Genomic DNA, 15,828 nt, shown 5'->3' with positions numbered 1-15,828 from the left:
TCAGACGGCCTTTGTTTATTACCGAATCTTTAGTTGTTGTACGACGTGAAGGAATAGGTCGAAGTTTCGCCCGAAGCCAACACCGCCGTGCCTTTGAATTCCGCCGTATTAAAGTCGTCGCCGAACCAGTCGATACTGCCGTCCGCCGCCAGTACGGCATGGGGGATATGCAGGATGCCGGTCTCGCCGGTAACGCGGTTGCGGCCGTCGACGTAGATTTCCAAATCCAAGCGGGACAAGGTGGCTGCGGACACTTTATAGCCGCCGGAATCGCGGGTTTTGTAGTCGACGGTGATGTTTTCGCCGTCGTTGACGGTATCGGCGGCCGGCAGGATGGTAATCATGCCCAAGGTGGCATTAATATCCAAATGCTTGGCATCAACATTTGCGTTTGACTTGTTTTTGACTTTGACGGTAGCCGGGTCGATGTTGCCGTTTGCCAGTTTGTACGCCATGCCTTTTTTGCCGATGGTCACGGTCTCGCCGGTAACGGTCTCCGCCGTAGCCGCGATGACGGCGGCTTCGCCCATCAGGGCAAGCGCGAGGTTGTCTTTGTCGAAGGTGTCGAGTTTCAGGCCGATTTCGGTGGGCTTGACGGTTTTCAGGCTGTCGAGTGCGCTGCCGTAAGTGCCTTTTTGCTTGGACACGCGCTCTTTGGTTTCCACGCTGGTTTGCGTGGTCAGGGCGGTGGTGTTGCCGATTTCGATAAAGCCCGAGCCTTTTTGATTGAGGTTGCGCACCTTGACGTCGCCCTCAAAAATTAAGCCGTGGTCGTTTTGTTTTGCCATGTGGCAGCTCCTTTAGTTTGCCGCCTGCACGGTGTCGCAGGCGAATGAAATGGGGTAAAAAGCAAAGCCGTCGTTGTATTCGATGGATGGCGAGGCGATGCGGCGGAAAGGGGTAACGGCATATTCGTCGCCCGCGTCCCAGCCAGAAAACGCCTGTTGGATTGCCGTCAGGGTCTCGCCGACCTCGTACAGCGTGGATTTGCCGTTGGCGGTGTAGCTTCGCGCGAGGACGAAGGTAAAGTGCAGCGTCGATTTGAGGAATTTGCCGTTTTTCGCTTCGTCGGCAAAGGTTGAGCCGCCGTAAACGACATAGACCGCGCCGTCCAGCGGGGCGGCTTTGCGCTTCGCCGCGCCTTGGGCGAGCAGCTCGGCAAGTTCGCCAATCTCCTTGACCGCCTTAATGCCTTTGACGGTTTTCAGACGGCCTAGGATTTCGGGATAGACCGCCAATAAGTTTTCATGCTGTTTTAAAGCCATATCAGACAATCAATCCTTCCAGCCAATCGGACATTAAATCGTCAATGTCCTGATAATCTTGCGAAGACAAGCCCAAAAACGGGCGGGCAGGCATGGTTTTCGTGCCTTCCTGCACATAAACCGAGTAGCCCATTACCGAGCCGGTAATCACGCTTTTTGCCGATGCCTCGTGCGTAATGCTTGCCAAGAGGTTGCCGTAGTCCACCAAAATCCCGCCGCGTCCGTTTTTGGCTTCTGCCGTAGCGGGGCTGACATCCTGCCAGCGTTTGCCGTCAGGCGCGGTTTTGGTTTCGGCGATACGGCGGCGGGTCGAAGATTCGAGGATGCCGCCGATAGCGCGCAAAGGCTCTTCAAGGCTGCCGTTCAACCTGCCCGACAGGCGGTTCAGGCTTTGGGCGATACGCGACAAGTCGTGCGATACCGTAATCCGCATTGCCTACTCCTTCAGCCATTCCCGCAAATCGGGTTCGGCATTCACATAAACGGCACACGTTGACGGTCTGCGGTCATCCGATACTCGGCTTTCGTCCAGCATATTCGGATTTTTGACGACCATCTTCAGCCAAGCGATTGCCGACTGATAACGCTCTTCGACAATACCTGTTACCGCATCGTCGTAGAGGTAGTAGCGGGCGATGTCGCAGACTTTGATTTTCAAAACCTGCGGCGCGGTGTCGTTGGTAAAAAACAGTTTCGCCGCCCGAAGGTAGCTTGCCGCTTCTTCTTCCGCGTCGGCAATTGCCGCCACCATCACCGCTTCGTCTATGGTTTCGTAGTTCTCATGATTCGACCGCTCCGCCATTTCCTGCTCACCGAAGCGGGTAATCATGTCTTGGATGGTAATCATGCCGTCCTCCGTTTTCAGACGGCCTTTAAAACTGCCTTAAAGGCCGTCTGAAATCCGTTTAAGACATAGTCAGCGTTGCCAACAACTCGGGGCGCAGCGCAATCGGCAATGGATTGGATTGCATATGCAGGCTCCAGCCTTTGTCATGCTGCAACTTCTCGCGGCTGGCGTAATACGGCAGGGCGCGGGTGTTGACGGTCGCGTTCATGTCGGCAGGCGCGAAATACTCTTTGTAGAGATTGCGGCCAACCGGCAGCAGAATGGCTTTGTCCGCACCGATGTCGGCGTCGCTGCCGAAATGGTTGGCATACTCGATAAAGCGGATGCCTTTGTGGACAAACTCGGTCGGATTGAGCGTATCGCCTTCGCGGTAGGCGCGTGCTTCGTCAAAGCGTTTGTACACTTCGAAGATAGACTTATGCTCTTTGAGTGCACTCAAAAACTCCATGCCGCAATAGACAACCCAGCCGCGCACTTGCGCACCGTTGAATTTTTGGCGTTGTTCGGACAAGAGCTTGTCCAATACCGCGCCGACTTTGGTCGTATCTTTCGACAATTCGATGTCTTGTGTTTTGCGCTGCACTTTGAAATCGGTATTGATGTCCAAAATCACGCTGCCGTCCGCATCCAAAATCTTGCCTTGCAACGCGCCGAGCATCAGGTGCTCACGGGTGTATTCAAGGTCGGATTTGCCGCCGGCCAGCTTTTCGTTGACCTTGTCCATGACGGTCGCGGCTTGGGTTGTGCCGAAAGCACGCAGGTTCTGCACGTCGTCCGCGCGGATGACGTCATGAATCGGCAGGTGTGGGATTTTGACGGTACGCACGGTGCGTTTCGGACTTTCGACCGCCTGGCCGGCCGTACCGCGCTCTTTGCTGGCTACCAAGTGGACTTTGCCGTCTTGGAACTCAATGTCGGCGTAGGTGGTGGTCAGATATTCGGGTTCGAAAATACCCAATTCGCGGATTTGGCTTGCGCCCGGGTCGATTTTGTTGACGGCGGTGGTCAAAGCCTGCACGCCAAATTTGCTGTTGTCAGATAAAGGCATATTTTTTCCTTATTTCAAATAATTAAGCATCAGATGCGCCGAATTTCTGCAGGTTGACGTAAACAATCCCATACGCGTCACCTTCTTTTTCCATAACCGCGGCGGACTGAAATGCAGCTTTAGCTTGGATAAAAATATCCTTACACTCAATGATGCAATTGAGCGGCTGAACAATAACTTTCCCATCAGCTTCATCTGTTAAAGCAACAAGTTTTTTATTGCGTAGCGGATACGTCACAAAACTACCCGCTTTAGTACCGGCATCGGCAGCAACAGCCACACGCGTCAACGGCGTCGCTTCGTATTTCAAAAAGTCGGAAATAGCAGGGCCTAAGATTTCGGTTTTGACTTTAGACATAAGAACCTCCCAATAAGCCTTTGTGGCTGGCGACGGAGAATTTGCCCTCCGCCTCGCCGGTGTGTTCGGATTCGCCTTTGCCTGCGCCTTCGCTCAACAGTGCGGGTGGTACGGCAGACTGGGTGGCTTTCGGCTTTAGATCGGCAATCATGGCTTCTGCCGCTTCGATGTCGGCAGACAAAAGCACGGTCATGGTTGCGTCGGACAAGCCTTCAAACTTGCCGTTTTCGCCTTCCTTAAAGCCGGCGGCGGACAATTTCGCCTTGACTTGGTTTTTCTTGGCAGCCGCTTCGGCTTCTTTTAGCTTTTTCTCGGCTTCGGCTTTTTCAGCCTTGAGCGTATCGACTTCCGCTTTCAGGTCGTCAAACGCTTGCTTTTCTTCGGGTGTCATAGATAACTCCAAAGGTTGTTTAAAAATATCCGGCAATGGACTGCCGTCCGACAACACCACCGCCTCCGTCTCGCCGTCCACGCCGACGGCGGTAAACGACACCTCGCGTATCGCACAACGGCGCAGGATGACGGCCGGCCCGGTTACCTCGTTGCCGTTGACGGACAATACTGCGCCCGCCGCCAGCTCCTCGTAGGATTCCGCCTGCGCGTAAACCGACATTTCCCAAGGGAAACCTTGGTCGGCTGCTTCGGCGATCTGCGTGCCAAACTCGTTGGACAACAGACTGCCTTCCGCAATCAGGCCGTCCGCCGTTACCGACAGGCTGCACACGCCCGCCATCTTGACGGGAGAATGCTCCAACAGGACGGGGACGGACGCTTTGTGTGACAGCTGGGCCAAATCGACGACTGTCTGATAATCGCCGTAGCCGAAGGGCTTGCCCGAATTGGCAATGCCTTTAAAAGTACGCACCTTGTCGGCACCGGTCGCCAGGGCAACCGGCAGCGCGGCGGACAATTTGATTTTGAGGGGGGTGTTGTTCGTATCCATTGCTCCATTTTGCCTTGCCAAGTTCAAAAAGACGGACGGCAGGATTTCACTTCCCAATCCAAATGCAAAAGCCGCCTAAAACCCGAATATCAGGTTTCAGACGGCCTTTGAAAATCCTCATGCGTAAAATATGAAAATACCCACTTTAAAACCGCTTTAGAATCGTGTCAGATTGCATTTAAACTCTCGGATATATCTTTGCCTATCCTGACCGATAAAACGCGCTTAAACGCGAAATTTGGGCGGTTATGAAAAAAGGTCGTCTGAAACGGTTTCAGACGACCTTCGGGTTATACAGGTTTAAATCTCGGATCAGCTTCAAGCGCGGCTTTCAATTCGGACTTGTACGGCTTAATCCACTCGGACTTTTCTGCTGCCTCAAGTATCCATCCGCGCACACGGGCGAATGCCGCAGCGGACAAATCCGCAATCGAAAATACGCAGCCCGAAAACTCGCCCTGCATTTGGTCGGCTGCTTCCTTGTCGATTTCGGCAAGACGCGGGTACAGATAGTCCAACAATTCGGACGGGGCGGTTTTCCCGCCTAAAAATACTTTTACTTCGCGGCTGACATACAGTTCAGACGGCATGACTTACTCCGATATTTTTACCAATAAGCGGACTTTATCCCGCTGTTCTTTCGGCAATGATAACACATACTGCAACAATTTATGCCGGTTTGCCGCATTCAGATGGCGTAAATCAAGCGGGACAATATCGGCTTTGTTGAAATGCTCTTGAATATTGTCAACCTTCCCTTTCCATGCGTCGGCGGTGTGCGCAAAATAACGGTTCATCAATTCCGCACGTTCGGGATTTTCGGTAAACATAAAATCCAGTTTTACCCATTTCTCACGGGGCAGGTCGTCTGAAACAATCAGATAATCGGCTTGTCCTTTGCCTTTTTCTACCGCCAAATCGAACACTTCCAGCCTGTCGCCCGTTTCAGCCTGCCACGCTGCCGCAGCTCTCGCTTCGTGGTCTTTGGTATTGTTGGCAGACTGCTCTTTTGTCAGCCTACGCACTTCTTTTTCCGACACCTTGTCTGACAAAGCCAACACCGCCACTTTATCAGACGGCACGCTATACCGCTTGTCCAGCCACGCCTCACGCTCGGCAATCATGGCGGCCAGAGCCTCTTCGCCGTTTTTCTCGCCAAACAGCGCGTCCATCGCGCCCAATCGGTCGCCGTGGTTGTGCGCGAAGCTCGGCGTGATGTCGTCGGGTATCAATACCGTTTTGCCTGTGCGCGGATTGGTAAACTCAACCATATCCACATCAGGCTCGCCGCTGATACCCTCGCGCTCCGCCTGCCGACGGGTCAGTGAGGACACCGAACATTTACAACCGTAGCCGTTGGGTGGGAAGATAACCTTCCAAATATCGTGGTCAACCGGCAGGACTAAGCCGTAGTAGCGTTTATGGCTGTCGCGCGGATGCCCGGCGGCGGAATGGTTGTAGCGCAAATACGGCAGGGCTTTTTTATTTGCCTGAATCCGCTGCCACTGCCCCGCTGCAAAGGCGGTTTGCATATTGGTATTAAAGATGGTTTTCAGACGACGTGTGCTGCCGAGCTGTACCAATTTCGGCTCGCCGTCCAGCGGGTCGGTCATCACTTGCTCGCCCCACCAGCCTTTCTCCATCAAATACGGTTTTAAACGCTTTTTAAAATCGGCGAATGACGTACCGTTTTTCTGCGCGGATTCGACGGCGTCTTTGACCTCCGCAAGCATATCCGCGTCCATCATCTTGGCGACGGTAAAGGCAAGGCTGTGCTGATACAGCCAAACGTCGTAATGCGAAAACCCGGGCAGGATTTTCTTAGCCTTGAAATGCTCGAAAGCGGCTTTATCGACCAGCCCCGTGAAGTTGTATTCAATCCCGTCCATCGCCCGCTCCGTCAGCCCAAGCCGAAAGGCCGTCTGAAACCAAACGCTGGATCAAGAGATTGTCGCCCTTGCTCAAATCAAGTTCGGACAGCTTTGCCTCAAATTCCGCGTAGTCTTTGCAGCTTTCCAATAAACCCAACACTGCTTCCATTTTCGGGCGGGTGATTGCCTGCTCCGCCGTATCGGGCGCATTATGGGCAAGAGCGTCAGACAAGCGCAGGCTGAATTTGGCGGGCGCAGGGTTTTCAGACGACGCTTTCGGGTCGCGCAGCTCGAAATGTTCCGGCTCAAAGCCCAAGATGTCGCGGTAGTAGGTTTCGGTCAACACGAGCTGCCCCGTATCCATATACATCTTGTCGCGTTCGGCGCGGGTTTTATCGACCTTGATTTCGTCTTCAAACTCAAACCATACGCCTTTGGGCGCATTAATCGGCTTGCCGTAGGCATTGTTAACCATCACGAGCGCGTCGATAAAGTGCTGTGCAGCGCGGGAGAACAGAGCGAGATACGCGCCGATACGCTCGTCGCGATTGTTTTCTTCGGTCTCTTGGCTCGCGCGGCTGGCGGTCTCAAGGTCGCTGGTTTTAACTTTGCCTAACAGCGTTTTTTGGATACGCGCATTGGCAAGGTTTTCCAGTCGGCGGAATGCCTGACCGTCCGCGCTGTTTTGCAGCATCATCACATCGTCTTCGCGTTCGATACTCAATGCGCCGCCGCTCACAAAACGGTAAAAACGGCTCATGAAACTGTCGTGGTCGTCGTTGCTGTTGGCTTGGATTTTGGCAATCAGATAAGGCTGGGCGTAGCGCGTGATGAATTGTGCCGCATAAATAAAGCCTTTTTTACGCAACGCAACCGGCGCATAAAGCCGCGCCGCCGCCATTTCGCCCGCAGGATTGGTTGAAGTGGCGCGGTGGGTAATAAAGAGATACAGCACGTCCGTATTGCAGGCTTCCTCGCCGCCGGTGCCGCGATACACCAGCGAGCCGTCGCGGTAGGGAACGTATTTCGCCAATTCGCCGCTTTTGTTGCTGATATGCTTAATCGTCAAAAAGCCGTCGGGTTCGGGCTGATAAACGTACCGACCGACACCATAGCCGCCCAAACGCGCCGTCAACACGATTTCGGCAAGTGCGGGCAGATGGCGTTTCAGCGTTTTCCACAAGCGGTCTTTGTCATCGTCATTCAAGTCCTCGCCATAAATGCGCCACGCCTTGTTCTGCATGGCGGAATGCAAATCCTCCAAACAGGCAGCCACCTCGTCATCGCTTACCACCGCGTCCAATGCCTGCTGTCTGTCCACGCCGAGACGCGAAAGCAGCGCGTCCGTGCCCTCCATATTGGAAAACAGGCTTTCCAGCGCATCTTCGGTCGCGCTCGTCAATGTCTTGATGGCGGTTTTTCGCGTTGCGCTTTTAATCAATCCGAACATATTTTCTTACTCCAAAGGTCGTCTGAAACCGTTTTCAGACGACCTTAAAATCAATACTCTTCGCCACGGGCCGCCAAAAAACCTTCAATTCCAGCGACAATAAAATGTAGATTTAATAGCCGCCCAGCCTTATAGCAGGAGACAACCTCTTGCAGATGTGCAATCGCTTTATCCAAACCACGCTCGAGGTACTCAACATCCTCTGTCAGCTCTTTTTCACGAGCGGTTATACGTTTTCCATCACACATTGTTAAATCTCCAACATCGGCACAGGCAAATCAATCGCCCGCGCTCTGTTTGATACATTGCCCGTCGTTGCCGCCATCCACAGCATATGCAACGCATCGGGGCCATCGTCGTGGTCGGCTTTCGGGAAGTGACGCAACTGGCTAATCAGCGTCTTTTGGTCGGGGTTGAGCAAAATCAGCCCGTTTGCCATATGTGGCTGTAAGGTCTCAATCCGCAACATCTTGTCCGATGACGGCTTGATACCGCGCACCGGAATATGCACACCCAAACGCGCCCCGCGCTTAATCAACTCGTCCTTGAGAAACTCTTGGAATTGCACCGTCTCCACCACCCACAATACCGGCTTGACCCGCGCCTCTTTTTGGATGCGGATCACGTCCTCGATAATCAAATCGGGCAGGCGTTTTTTGACTTGGGCAACGGTTACAAACAGACGGCCTGTTGATTTCTGATAACCGCCGACCAAAATCGCCGACGGGTCACGCCCCGCGCCCGCTTTACCCAATGACGGGTCGAGCGCGCCGTAGTACACCAAATCGTCCGGCAATTCCGACCAGTATTTGATGTTTTCGGCAAACGGCGCATCTTCGCCGCTGACCGGGTCGTTTTGGTACTCACTGTCAAATGTCGCATGGCCGTCGCGGGCGCGGATTTTCATCAGCGCGAGTACGCCGCGAGCCGCCCAGCTTGTTTGTGCGCCGCGCTCCATCTCGTCTTTGTTGGCGAGATAAAACGCCTCGGCCACCGTCTCGCCGTCGTTGCGGAAAAGTTCCTCCCAGCGGTCCCACAAATCCATGCGGTCGGGCCAGCGTTTCATCGCCTTAAACTTAATACCGTGCCAAAACGGGTTATTTAAAGTGCGATTCAGTACGCTGTCGTAATGCAAAATCGTGCCGATATAGATCACATCGTATTTCTGGCCGACCCCGCCCAGAGGCAATACCGTTTTAGTCAGCCACGCATTGAGCTTGTCGCGCTGTTCGGGATTGCGGACTTGCTCGTCATTCTCAATATCGTCCAAAACAGTTAAGTCAGGACGGTAAGGGCCGTGACGCAAACCGCGCAGCTTTTTACCGCTACCGGCCACTTGCACCTTAACGTCATTGGCCGTAACAATCGTACCGGCCTGCCATACACGGCCTTGTCCGCACACTTCTGGGAAGTCGGTTTTCAGGCGCGGATTAAATTCCAATTCCGCCTTGATGGCTTCGAGCATCGGGTATGCCTGGTCTATGCTGTCCATCACAATAACGGCATAATGTTTTTGGCCGGTCACAATACACCACAGCGTAAACAGCTGGGTAACCTGCGTCGATTTACCCTCGCCGCGCGGCGCACCCACCGCCTCATTTTCCCCTTTGGGGGAGCGGATAATCTCCGGCAGACGGCTGAATAAAAACGCATGCAGTTCGGATTTCTCAGGCGAGCGGATATAATGGGGGAAGTAGGTATTTACGAAATATTCGTAACCGCCTACCGGGTCAAATACCTTGGTACGGCGTGCAGCAATAGCCTTGGGCGACGCATCAAAGCCGTCCACTTCCGCTTCGATGACTTGGCGCAGACTGGCAGCAAGGACGGACAGGGATTTGAGGAAATCTTTGTTCTTCATTCAGACAGCCTGTAAAAATTCGCACGATTCAGAACATCCACCTTGATGGGTATAACTTACTGTTGGTTCAACAATTTCTTTTAATTTTTCAAGGTCGGAAACGGTACGATGCCGACGAAAGAAAAAAACGGGCGAGCCATCTCTACCGTTCGGATATAGCCGCTCCATCATTTTTGGAAATTCAAAGTATTCGGAGGCATCATTTAACGCATTAAGTAACTTGGCATCCGACTTTTTAAAACACCAGACACAGTTGCCTAAATATTCGGGGATGTTTAAATCAAAAGGCTGTTTTTTCCAGAAATCTAAAACATCTTGCTTTTCAGACGGCCATATATCTACCAATGGATAAATAATTTTTCTTTGGACAGCATCTGCCTTAATGCGTCTCGATTCGTCAACTCTGATACCAATAGCTGTATCAACGGCTGCCGTACCGAATTTCTCACGCGCCCACGAATTTATAACTGCCAGTTTTAGTTCTCTTGTGCAATGCGGGTTGGATACGTTAGGTATCGTATATTTTGCAATCATCGCCTGATAAGGCTCGCCATTTCTTGATGCTATTTCAAAATTGACCACCTTATGCCGAGTACCCTTGCCATGTTCAGAATTAATCACCGCTTCCAACCATACTACCGGCCAGCCAAACACTGTCTCACATTGATGTATAAACTCAAGCGTTTGTTCGTGTTCGCAGCCCGTATTGGCAAAGACAATAAATGGGGTGTAATTAGTAAACAACCCAAGATTATTCATAATCAGATGTGTCATGTACGCGCTGGTGCGACCACCGGAAAAACTAATCAACAAAGGTTCTTTATCCAAACTTCTTCTCCACTTCCGCCCCAAACGGCTCCAATACCTCCACAAAGGCAGGCAAATGTTTGGGGTGTTTTTCTTGCACAAACGCCATCAAGAACTCAATCAATTCCAAAGCCGTCGCCAGTTTTGACGTTTCCGGCATCACACGGGCATTGGCTGATACGGTTTTGGTAAACGCATCGGCCAGGCTGGCCAACAGCTTCGCACGGTCCGATGGCGGCAAATCTTCGGTACTCGAATCCTGCAGCATCGTCATCGTGCTGTTGTACTGCACCATAAAACCGGCCAACATCGCACGGCTCAAGTCCTCAATACCGCCGCCGGCCAAAGTGTAGGCGGCGCGCATCTTATCCCAGTCGTCGCCTTTTTCCTTATCCGCACGTTTCCACGCACGCGCAGTGGCCTGCGGGATTTCGCACATCAAGGCCGCCGTTTCCAAAGTTTGCTCGCCGCTCACATAGAGCCGGCGTAACTTTTCACGGATTTCTTGCGGGTGAGCCATAATTACAGTCCCATTTTCGCTTTAAGCAATTCCCAGCCGACCGTAATCACGCCGCCGCCGATCGCGCCGAATGTAATGGCCGTGCGTTTCGTGTCTTGGCGGATTTGTGCAATTTCCGCCTGCATTTCCTTCTGATTTTTCAGAGTTTGATCAGTCTTGTTTTCAATACGCGCCAAGGCTTCCAAAATCGGGTCGCTCATGATTTGTCCGCTTTCCTGTCCAGTTTTTCGTTTACTTTTTCCAACTTGTTTTCAATTCGTTCCAAGGCCGCCGCAATATTAGTGCTGTCTGCCTTGGCGTCCTGCTTGGTGTGATAGGAGAGCTTGACATTGTGTAGCTCCTCTTTAAGGTCGTCGATGCGCTTGTCCGCCTCTTTCAGGCGACCCGAAATGCCGTTGACCCAAAACCAAAACGCCGCCGTTGCAATCGGCCACAAGGTTTTAAAACCAAATTCAAAGTCCATTTAAAACCCCTTTAAACCGGCACATCGCCGAATACGATACGCACCGCATAGCCTTCGGGATTTCGGCTCGCCGCCTCGACCTTTTGGCCGTCAAAAAAGACTGAGTAATATTTACGCAAAATACCAATCACATCAGCAGGGGCGGTCGCCGAAAACTCCACACAAAAGGTCGTCTGAAAATCCTTATCCATACGCACTGCGTACTCAATGCCTGCCTTATCCAACAGGTCGGAAACATGAATGACAAACGGCTCTTGCTCGCGTGCGCGGCTTAAGCCCAATTCCAAGTCCGCATGGCGGCAGGCGACCGTGCGTTGTACCAAATCACGATAAGTCGTCATCGCGCGCCCTCCGAACCGTCAACTGCCGCTTGACTGTTGACCCAATCGCGCCAAGCCTGATTTTGGTTTTCCAACTCTGCCACATAGCCGCCAAACTCGGCGGCGTGTTCCAACAGCGTGGCCGTCTTGCCGTCTTTCGGCGGATTCGGGCGCACCGGCGCGACCATCAACGCGGCAGGCGGTGTCGGCATGACCGCCTTTTCGACAACTTTAATTTCCGTAGCCGAGGGCGCGGTTGTAGAGCTGCAGGCCGTGAGAGCCAAAGCCGTCAATACAATTACCGCTTGCATTTTTACGGTCTTGAGTAAGGACATTTTCGATTTCCTTTTTATTTTCCGTTTTCAGACGGCTGACTTCCGCCTGTTTTTTCGCCAAAGCCATGCCGACGGCGTGTGCCTTGACTTCATATTTTTTAGCTTCCGCGCGTGCCTGTTCCAGCTCGCGGGCGTAGTTTTGAGCCGACAACAGCAGGGCTTGCGCCTTGTCTTTTTCCATCTTGTCGATGACCGCCTGCTGCTTCGTAAAAGCCGACTTGTAGCCTTGATGGTGCGACACAGCCAAGCCCGTGCCGATAAGTGCGATGATGGCAATCGGTTGCCAGTTATTCGCCAGCAGTTTCACGAGATTCATTCTCGACCTCCTGACGTTTCACGCTGACAAACGAGCGTGCCACCGCATATCCGCCGACAATGCCCAAATACACCGCCCAAATTTCCGCCGACGGGTCGGGCAACATCACAAACTTAAACGTCCCCGCCGCGCAGGCAACGTTTGCCCACAGTTTCGAGTGCGACACATTGCCTGTCGCCGGGTTTTTAAAAATATCCAAAATACGCATTGCTATTCCACACTTTTGGTTTGCAGGTGCCGTTTCAGCATTTCCTGATAATTGGCCAGTTCGCCCTCCGCAAATTCGAACGCAGCCAAGTCTGCCTGTTCGCTTGCCTCGCGGCTTTTGGCCGACCATAGCTCAATCATCTTTTCGTAAAACTCAACCTGTCCCATGATTAACGACGATTCTTGCGTTTACGCGCTGCGCGTTTGGCTGCCGCCACGCCTGATTTACCCAAGCGCAGGCTCGGATGTTGTTTCAAAGAGCCTACCCGAACAGGGCTTGGCGTGATTTGGATTTCAGGTAACAGCGGTACGCCAAAACCGTTTTTCAACTTTGCCCAATAGGCAATAGATAAAGCAATCAAAGACTTTTTCATACCTTCGCCGCTCCCAATTCCATCGCAATCGCGTCCGCAATCGCGCGGCAGATGCCCCATTTAGTAGCCTTAAACAAGGCCAAATCAGTGTCGTTGGTTATGAAAAAAGGTTCAAACACAATGCCGCCTGCCTGCGCATACGCCAGACGCGTATGCTGGCCGGCATTGTCGGGCTTAAAGCCGTCTTCGCCGCGCAGTTTCCAGCCGGTTGCCTTCGCAACAGCCTTGCTCAACACCTGACACCAGCGTTTGTTTTTTGGCGTGGACAGGGCTTCGATGCCTGTCGCCGCCTTACTGACGGCTGCGTTGGTGTGAAACTCAATCGCCACTGCCGAGCCGCGAATCAGCTTTACAGCTTCGCGCAGCGGCATATTGCCTTTGCCCGTGCCGTCGGTTTTAACGGTCAAGCCGTAGTCATCGCGCAAGATAGATGCCACGATGTTGCGCATATCCTGCGCCAAGTCCGCCTCACGGTCGGAGCCGTTGCACGCGCCCGGGTCGGTGTTGCTGTGGCCGGCGGTTAAAGTTACAGTTTTGCCCATAAACATCTCCGAAAATCAAATCACAATTTATTTTTAAAACCTTATTTAACCTTTTCAGATGGCATAAGACGGTCGGCACAAATGCACTTACTGTTCCGCAGACAAAAAAAAGCCCTGCAAAAAGCAGGGCAAAGGTCCACTCACAAGAAACACACAACACAATCAAGCTACAAATAAATCCGTCTGCGCTCTTGCCGCCGCCTCGCGGTCGGCCTCTTTCAAAATGTATCGTATATTGCGCGTAGACAGCCGATGAGCCAGCACCAGCTCGCGCACAATAAACAAATCGCTCAAACCTTCCGCGCTCATCGCATCATACTGGCGGCGGATGAACCGGTTGCGCAGTTCGCGCATCGCGTCCCAGCAGCGCGGAATGGCCAAGAAAGGCTGACCGGCATAAGCTCGCTCCAATCGTCCCGCAGCCTCCTCACCAATGTCCTCGACCAGTTGTGCGTGTAAGATACGGCTCTGGCGCGTATTGCGGCGGCGATTGGAAATCGGGTAATTCGTCCCGCCCCAAACCTTGACCATGTGAAACGCCGCTTCAAGCCCGATGACCGTAATCATCGCTACCACGCTCTGCGGCAGAAGATGTTTCACATCCTCAAAGTCCTGCTCTGTCATTTCCCAACTTACACTCATTCCTATTCCTCCTTCTTCCTTCGGTTCGCCGCAATCTGCAACGCCGCCACCAGCTTGTGCATATTGCCGTCGGACAACCATTCCACGCGGTCAACCTTAAACATTTTTTTCGCCGTACCGTGCGCATAATTCCAAGTCCAGCCGTTATCCAGCAGCAGGGCTTCGATTTTGCGCATCATCGGGTCGGCGGAAGAGCGGCGGTTCGGCCGTCGGCCTGCTGTCTTTTTCGGCTGAAACCCATGCTGGCGCAAATCCTCGACCACGCGCTCCAGCTCAGGGATACTGCACTCAGTACACGACCGCTTGCCCGTCACGCGCTCCAACACCGCGCGATAGGTACCGTCATCCAAGCCCAGCTCCTTTTGAGCAATCTTAATTTTCGCAATCAACGCCCGGCGCATTATTTCTCCAATACAACATATAGTATAAATTAGCGAATATTATACCAATAAAATACAATATATAGTATTAAGTCGATGTTTTTTTTTGCGAAACTGATAGGCACAAAAAAGGCCGTCTGAATAATTCAGACAGCCAAAATTTCAAAACCTTAATTAACGGCCACAAATACGTTTTGATTTACTAATACTGCCGTCTTGGCATACAAACTTATCCCCCGCACAATGCGACACACCGCCTTTTTTACCCGAACAAGGCTGACGGCCCTTAGCTTGTACAGTTAAAGGCATCGACACCAAAGCCAAAGTTACGCAGGCAATTAATAGTTTCTTCATGATTTATCCTCATATGATATAGTCAAAATGTTGTTTGATTATACGCAATATGACTACAAACAAAAAGGCTGCCTGAAACAGGTTTTAAACCCCATTTCAGACGGCCTTTAATCATTCCCTATTTTATTCTTTCGTCTGACCACGTCCGGCAATAAAAGCCAAAACTACAGTAGCAAGAGAAGCTCCCATCAACAACGCGCCTGCTGTAGGCGAACCGCTGTAAATCAAATAAACGGAAATAGAGGCAAAAACAATAATTGACCAACAGGCAAACCATTGCCCACGTTTTTTAATATTTTGCTCTTGTTTTAGATACTCAAACCGTTCTTCCTGATCCTTTGTCTCAAATTGTAAGCGTGCAGACTGCTCTTTTTCCGCCATTTGCATAATCCGCTCTGCACCATTCGGAATAATGTTATTGTAACTTACCATGTCTTCAGGGGTAGGCAAAGGCCCCTGATGATGACGGGCAATAATCTGTTGAATTAAGCGTGGACGGTCTTCTATTTTTTCTAAGAGCTCTTGCTCTTCTTGTGCTGGAAAAACCAAACCGCCCGTATCTGTCGAGCGGTTTTTTAATTCATCTTCATTGTTCATCGTGTCGCACTTACCTTTTTGACTGCTTTTCTAAAATCGCTGCCTATACTCAACCAATCGTTTGTTAATGCTTGACGGTCATTCTTTTGTTTGTTTTTGACTGGAGCATCAGTAGATGCTGCAATCAGGCCGAAAGACGAAATGAATCCGGCCAGCAGTGCTTTTCCTGGTCTAGTAATTTTCATCATCTTTCCTTCTATCACTTGTTAATAACGAAGTTAATCTTCTTATAATTCTAATACATTCATTCAAATAAAGCGAACCCTAGTGAACGCCAGCGAACTCTAACGGACGGGATTTACTTACCACCTTACATCATGAAAAAACA

Annotated in this window: 28 protein-coding genes; all 28 read right to left on the bottom strand. The window is 51.8% G+C overall.

Annotated features, from left to right (window positions below; all coding sequences use genetic code 11):
- Window positions 1-29 precede the first annotated feature (29 nt).
- Window positions 30-788, bottom strand: a complete 759-nt coding sequence (locus ACTHSA_RS04225; RefSeq protein WP_070646318.1) for a hypothetical protein — start codon at window positions 786-788, stop codon at window positions 30-32.
- Window positions 789-800: 12 nt separating this feature from the next.
- Entirely contained in the window at window positions 801-1,265 is a 465-nt protein-coding gene (locus ACTHSA_RS04220; RefSeq protein WP_070646315.1) for a phage tail terminator protein, read from the bottom strand.
- A gap of 1 nt (window position 1,266) precedes the next feature.
- A complete protein-coding gene (locus ACTHSA_RS04215) occupies window positions 1,267-1,698 on the bottom strand; it encodes a phage virion morphogenesis protein (protein WP_070646313.1) in 432 nt (143 codons plus the stop codon).
- 3 nt (window positions 1,699-1,701) lie between these two features.
- Entirely contained in the window at window positions 1,702-2,112 is a 411-nt protein-coding gene (locus ACTHSA_RS04210) for a phage protein Gp36 family protein (protein WP_070646310.1), read from the bottom strand.
- Window positions 2,113-2,170: 58 nt separating this feature from the next.
- Window positions 2,171-3,160 carry a major capsid protein gene (locus ACTHSA_RS04205; RefSeq protein ID WP_049335940.1) on the bottom strand — a complete coding sequence of 330 codons (990 nt, stop codon included), beginning with the start codon at window positions 3,158-3,160 and terminating at the stop codon, window positions 2,171-2,173.
- A gap of 22 nt (window positions 3,161-3,182) precedes the next feature.
- On the bottom strand, window positions 3,183-3,518 hold the full coding sequence (locus ACTHSA_RS04200) for an oxaloacetate decarboxylase alpha chain (RefSeq protein WP_070646308.1): 336 nt from the start codon (window positions 3,516-3,518) through the stop codon (window positions 3,183-3,185).
- Complete coding sequence (locus ACTHSA_RS04195; protein WP_070646305.1) at window positions 3,511-4,461, bottom strand: hypothetical protein; 951 nt, start codon at window positions 4,459-4,461, stop codon at window positions 3,511-3,513. The genes ACTHSA_RS04200 and ACTHSA_RS04195 overlap by 8 nt, the downstream gene beginning before the upstream one ends.
- Window positions 4,462-4,751: 290 nt before the next feature.
- Window positions 4,752-5,051 (bottom strand): glycine cleavage system H protein, encoded by a 300-nt coding sequence (locus ACTHSA_RS04190; RefSeq protein WP_070646302.1) that lies wholly within the window; start codon window positions 5,049-5,051, stop codon window positions 4,752-4,754.
- A 3-nt stretch (window positions 5,052-5,054) separates the two neighbouring features.
- On the bottom strand, window positions 5,055-6,350 hold the full coding sequence (locus tag ACTHSA_RS04185; protein ID WP_440378812.1) for a phage minor head protein: 1,296 nt from the start codon (window positions 6,348-6,350) through the stop codon (window positions 5,055-5,057).
- A complete protein-coding gene (locus tag ACTHSA_RS04180) occupies window positions 6,337-7,782 on the bottom strand; it encodes a phage portal protein family protein (protein WP_070646296.1) in 1,446 nt (481 codons plus the stop codon). The genes ACTHSA_RS04185 and ACTHSA_RS04180 overlap by 14 nt, the downstream gene beginning before the upstream one ends.
- Window positions 7,783-7,832: 50 nt before the next feature.
- On the bottom strand, window positions 7,833-8,030 hold the full coding sequence (locus ACTHSA_RS04175; RefSeq protein WP_063076052.1) for a hypothetical protein: 198 nt from the start codon (window positions 8,028-8,030) through the stop codon (window positions 7,833-7,835).
- Between the two features lie 2 nt (window positions 8,031-8,032).
- Window positions 8,033-9,643 carry a phage terminase large subunit gene (gene terL, locus ACTHSA_RS04170; RefSeq protein ID WP_070695165.1) on the bottom strand — a complete coding sequence of 537 codons (1,611 nt, stop codon included), beginning with the start codon at window positions 9,641-9,643 and terminating at the stop codon, window positions 8,033-8,035.
- A complete protein-coding gene (locus ACTHSA_RS04165) occupies window positions 9,644-10,471 on the bottom strand; it encodes a phosphoadenosine phosphosulfate reductase domain-containing protein (protein WP_141750523.1) in 828 nt (275 codons plus the stop codon).
- Window positions 10,464-10,970 carry a DUF1804 family protein gene (locus tag ACTHSA_RS04160; protein WP_004520456.1) on the bottom strand — a complete coding sequence of 169 codons (507 nt, stop codon included), beginning with the start codon at window positions 10,968-10,970 and terminating at the stop codon, window positions 10,464-10,466. The genes ACTHSA_RS04165 and ACTHSA_RS04160 overlap by 8 nt, the downstream gene beginning before the upstream one ends.
- A gap of 2 nt (window positions 10,971-10,972) precedes the next feature.
- The gene (locus tag ACTHSA_RS04155; RefSeq protein ID WP_049343850.1) at window positions 10,973-11,170 is read right to left on the bottom strand and encodes a hypothetical protein; all 198 of its coding nucleotides are present in this window, start codon (window positions 11,168-11,170) and stop codon (window positions 10,973-10,975) included.
- Window positions 11,167-11,433, bottom strand: coding sequence for a hypothetical protein (locus tag ACTHSA_RS04150; protein WP_440366827.1), 267 nt, complete (start codon window positions 11,431-11,433; stop codon window positions 11,167-11,169). Before ACTHSA_RS04150 ends, ACTHSA_RS04155 begins: the two co-directional genes overlap by 4 nt.
- An 11-nt stretch (window positions 11,434-11,444) precedes the next feature.
- Window positions 11,445-11,774, bottom strand: a complete 330-nt coding sequence (locus tag ACTHSA_RS04145; protein WP_063076057.1) for a hypothetical protein — start codon at window positions 11,772-11,774, stop codon at window positions 11,445-11,447.
- Window positions 11,771-12,088 (bottom strand): hypothetical protein, encoded by a 318-nt coding sequence (locus ACTHSA_RS04140; RefSeq protein WP_210398386.1) that lies wholly within the window; start codon window positions 12,086-12,088, stop codon window positions 11,771-11,773. Before ACTHSA_RS04140 ends, ACTHSA_RS04145 begins: the two co-directional genes overlap by 4 nt.
- Entirely contained in the window at window positions 11,985-12,404 is a 420-nt protein-coding gene (locus ACTHSA_RS04135; protein WP_070695164.1) for a hypothetical protein, read from the bottom strand. The genes ACTHSA_RS04140 and ACTHSA_RS04135 overlap by 104 nt, the downstream gene beginning before the upstream one ends.
- Window positions 12,376-12,612 carry a hypothetical protein gene (locus ACTHSA_RS04130; RefSeq protein ID WP_002219316.1) on the bottom strand — a complete coding sequence of 79 codons (237 nt, stop codon included), beginning with the start codon at window positions 12,610-12,612 and terminating at the stop codon, window positions 12,376-12,378. The genes ACTHSA_RS04135 and ACTHSA_RS04130 overlap by 29 nt, the downstream gene beginning before the upstream one ends.
- A gap of 2 nt (window positions 12,613-12,614) precedes the next feature.
- Entirely contained in the window at window positions 12,615-12,779 is a 165-nt protein-coding gene (locus ACTHSA_RS04125) for a hypothetical protein (protein WP_021439337.1), read from the bottom strand.
- Window positions 12,780-12,781: 2 nt separating this feature from the next.
- Window positions 12,782-12,985 carry a hypothetical protein gene (locus ACTHSA_RS04120; RefSeq protein ID WP_070646193.1) on the bottom strand — a complete coding sequence of 68 codons (204 nt, stop codon included), beginning with the start codon at window positions 12,983-12,985 and terminating at the stop codon, window positions 12,782-12,784.
- Complete coding sequence (locus ACTHSA_RS04115; RefSeq protein ID WP_070646196.1) at window positions 12,982-13,527, bottom strand: N-acetylmuramoyl-L-alanine amidase; 546 nt, start codon at window positions 13,525-13,527, stop codon at window positions 12,982-12,984. The genes ACTHSA_RS04120 and ACTHSA_RS04115 overlap by 4 nt, the downstream gene beginning before the upstream one ends.
- 162 nt (window positions 13,528-13,689) lie before the next feature.
- Window positions 13,690-14,169 carry a Mor transcription activator family protein gene (locus tag ACTHSA_RS04110; protein ID WP_070646199.1) on the bottom strand — a complete coding sequence of 160 codons (480 nt, stop codon included), beginning with the start codon at window positions 14,167-14,169 and terminating at the stop codon, window positions 13,690-13,692.
- A gap of 2 nt (window positions 14,170-14,171) precedes the next feature.
- Window positions 14,172-14,570: a gp16 family protein gene (locus ACTHSA_RS04105; RefSeq protein ID WP_070646201.1), complete on the bottom strand. Its 399-nt coding sequence runs from the start codon at window positions 14,568-14,570 to the stop codon at window positions 14,172-14,174.
- Window positions 14,571-14,723: 153 nt separating this feature from the next.
- On the bottom strand, window positions 14,724-14,903 hold the full coding sequence (locus ACTHSA_RS04100) for a hypothetical protein (RefSeq protein ID WP_082815512.1): 180 nt from the start codon (window positions 14,901-14,903) through the stop codon (window positions 14,724-14,726).
- A 123-nt stretch (window positions 14,904-15,026) separates the two neighbouring features.
- Window positions 15,027-15,500, bottom strand: a complete 474-nt coding sequence (locus tag ACTHSA_RS04095; RefSeq protein ID WP_070646204.1) for a DUF2335 domain-containing protein — start codon at window positions 15,498-15,500, stop codon at window positions 15,027-15,029.
- Window positions 15,497-15,688, bottom strand: a complete 192-nt coding sequence (locus ACTHSA_RS04090) for a hypothetical protein (RefSeq protein WP_141751115.1) — start codon at window positions 15,686-15,688, stop codon at window positions 15,497-15,499. Before ACTHSA_RS04090 ends, ACTHSA_RS04095 begins: the two co-directional genes overlap by 4 nt.
- Window positions 15,689-15,828: the final 140 nt, after the last annotated feature.

Origin of the sequence: Neisseria sp. P0008.S002 (assembly GCF_051962805.1) — a bacterium.
GTDB classification, from domain to species: domain Bacteria; phylum Pseudomonadota; class Gammaproteobacteria; order Burkholderiales; family Neisseriaceae; genus Neisseria; species Neisseria perflava.
Note: the sequence above shows the minus strand (reverse complement) of the source record. Positions and strands in the feature narration are given on the sequence as shown.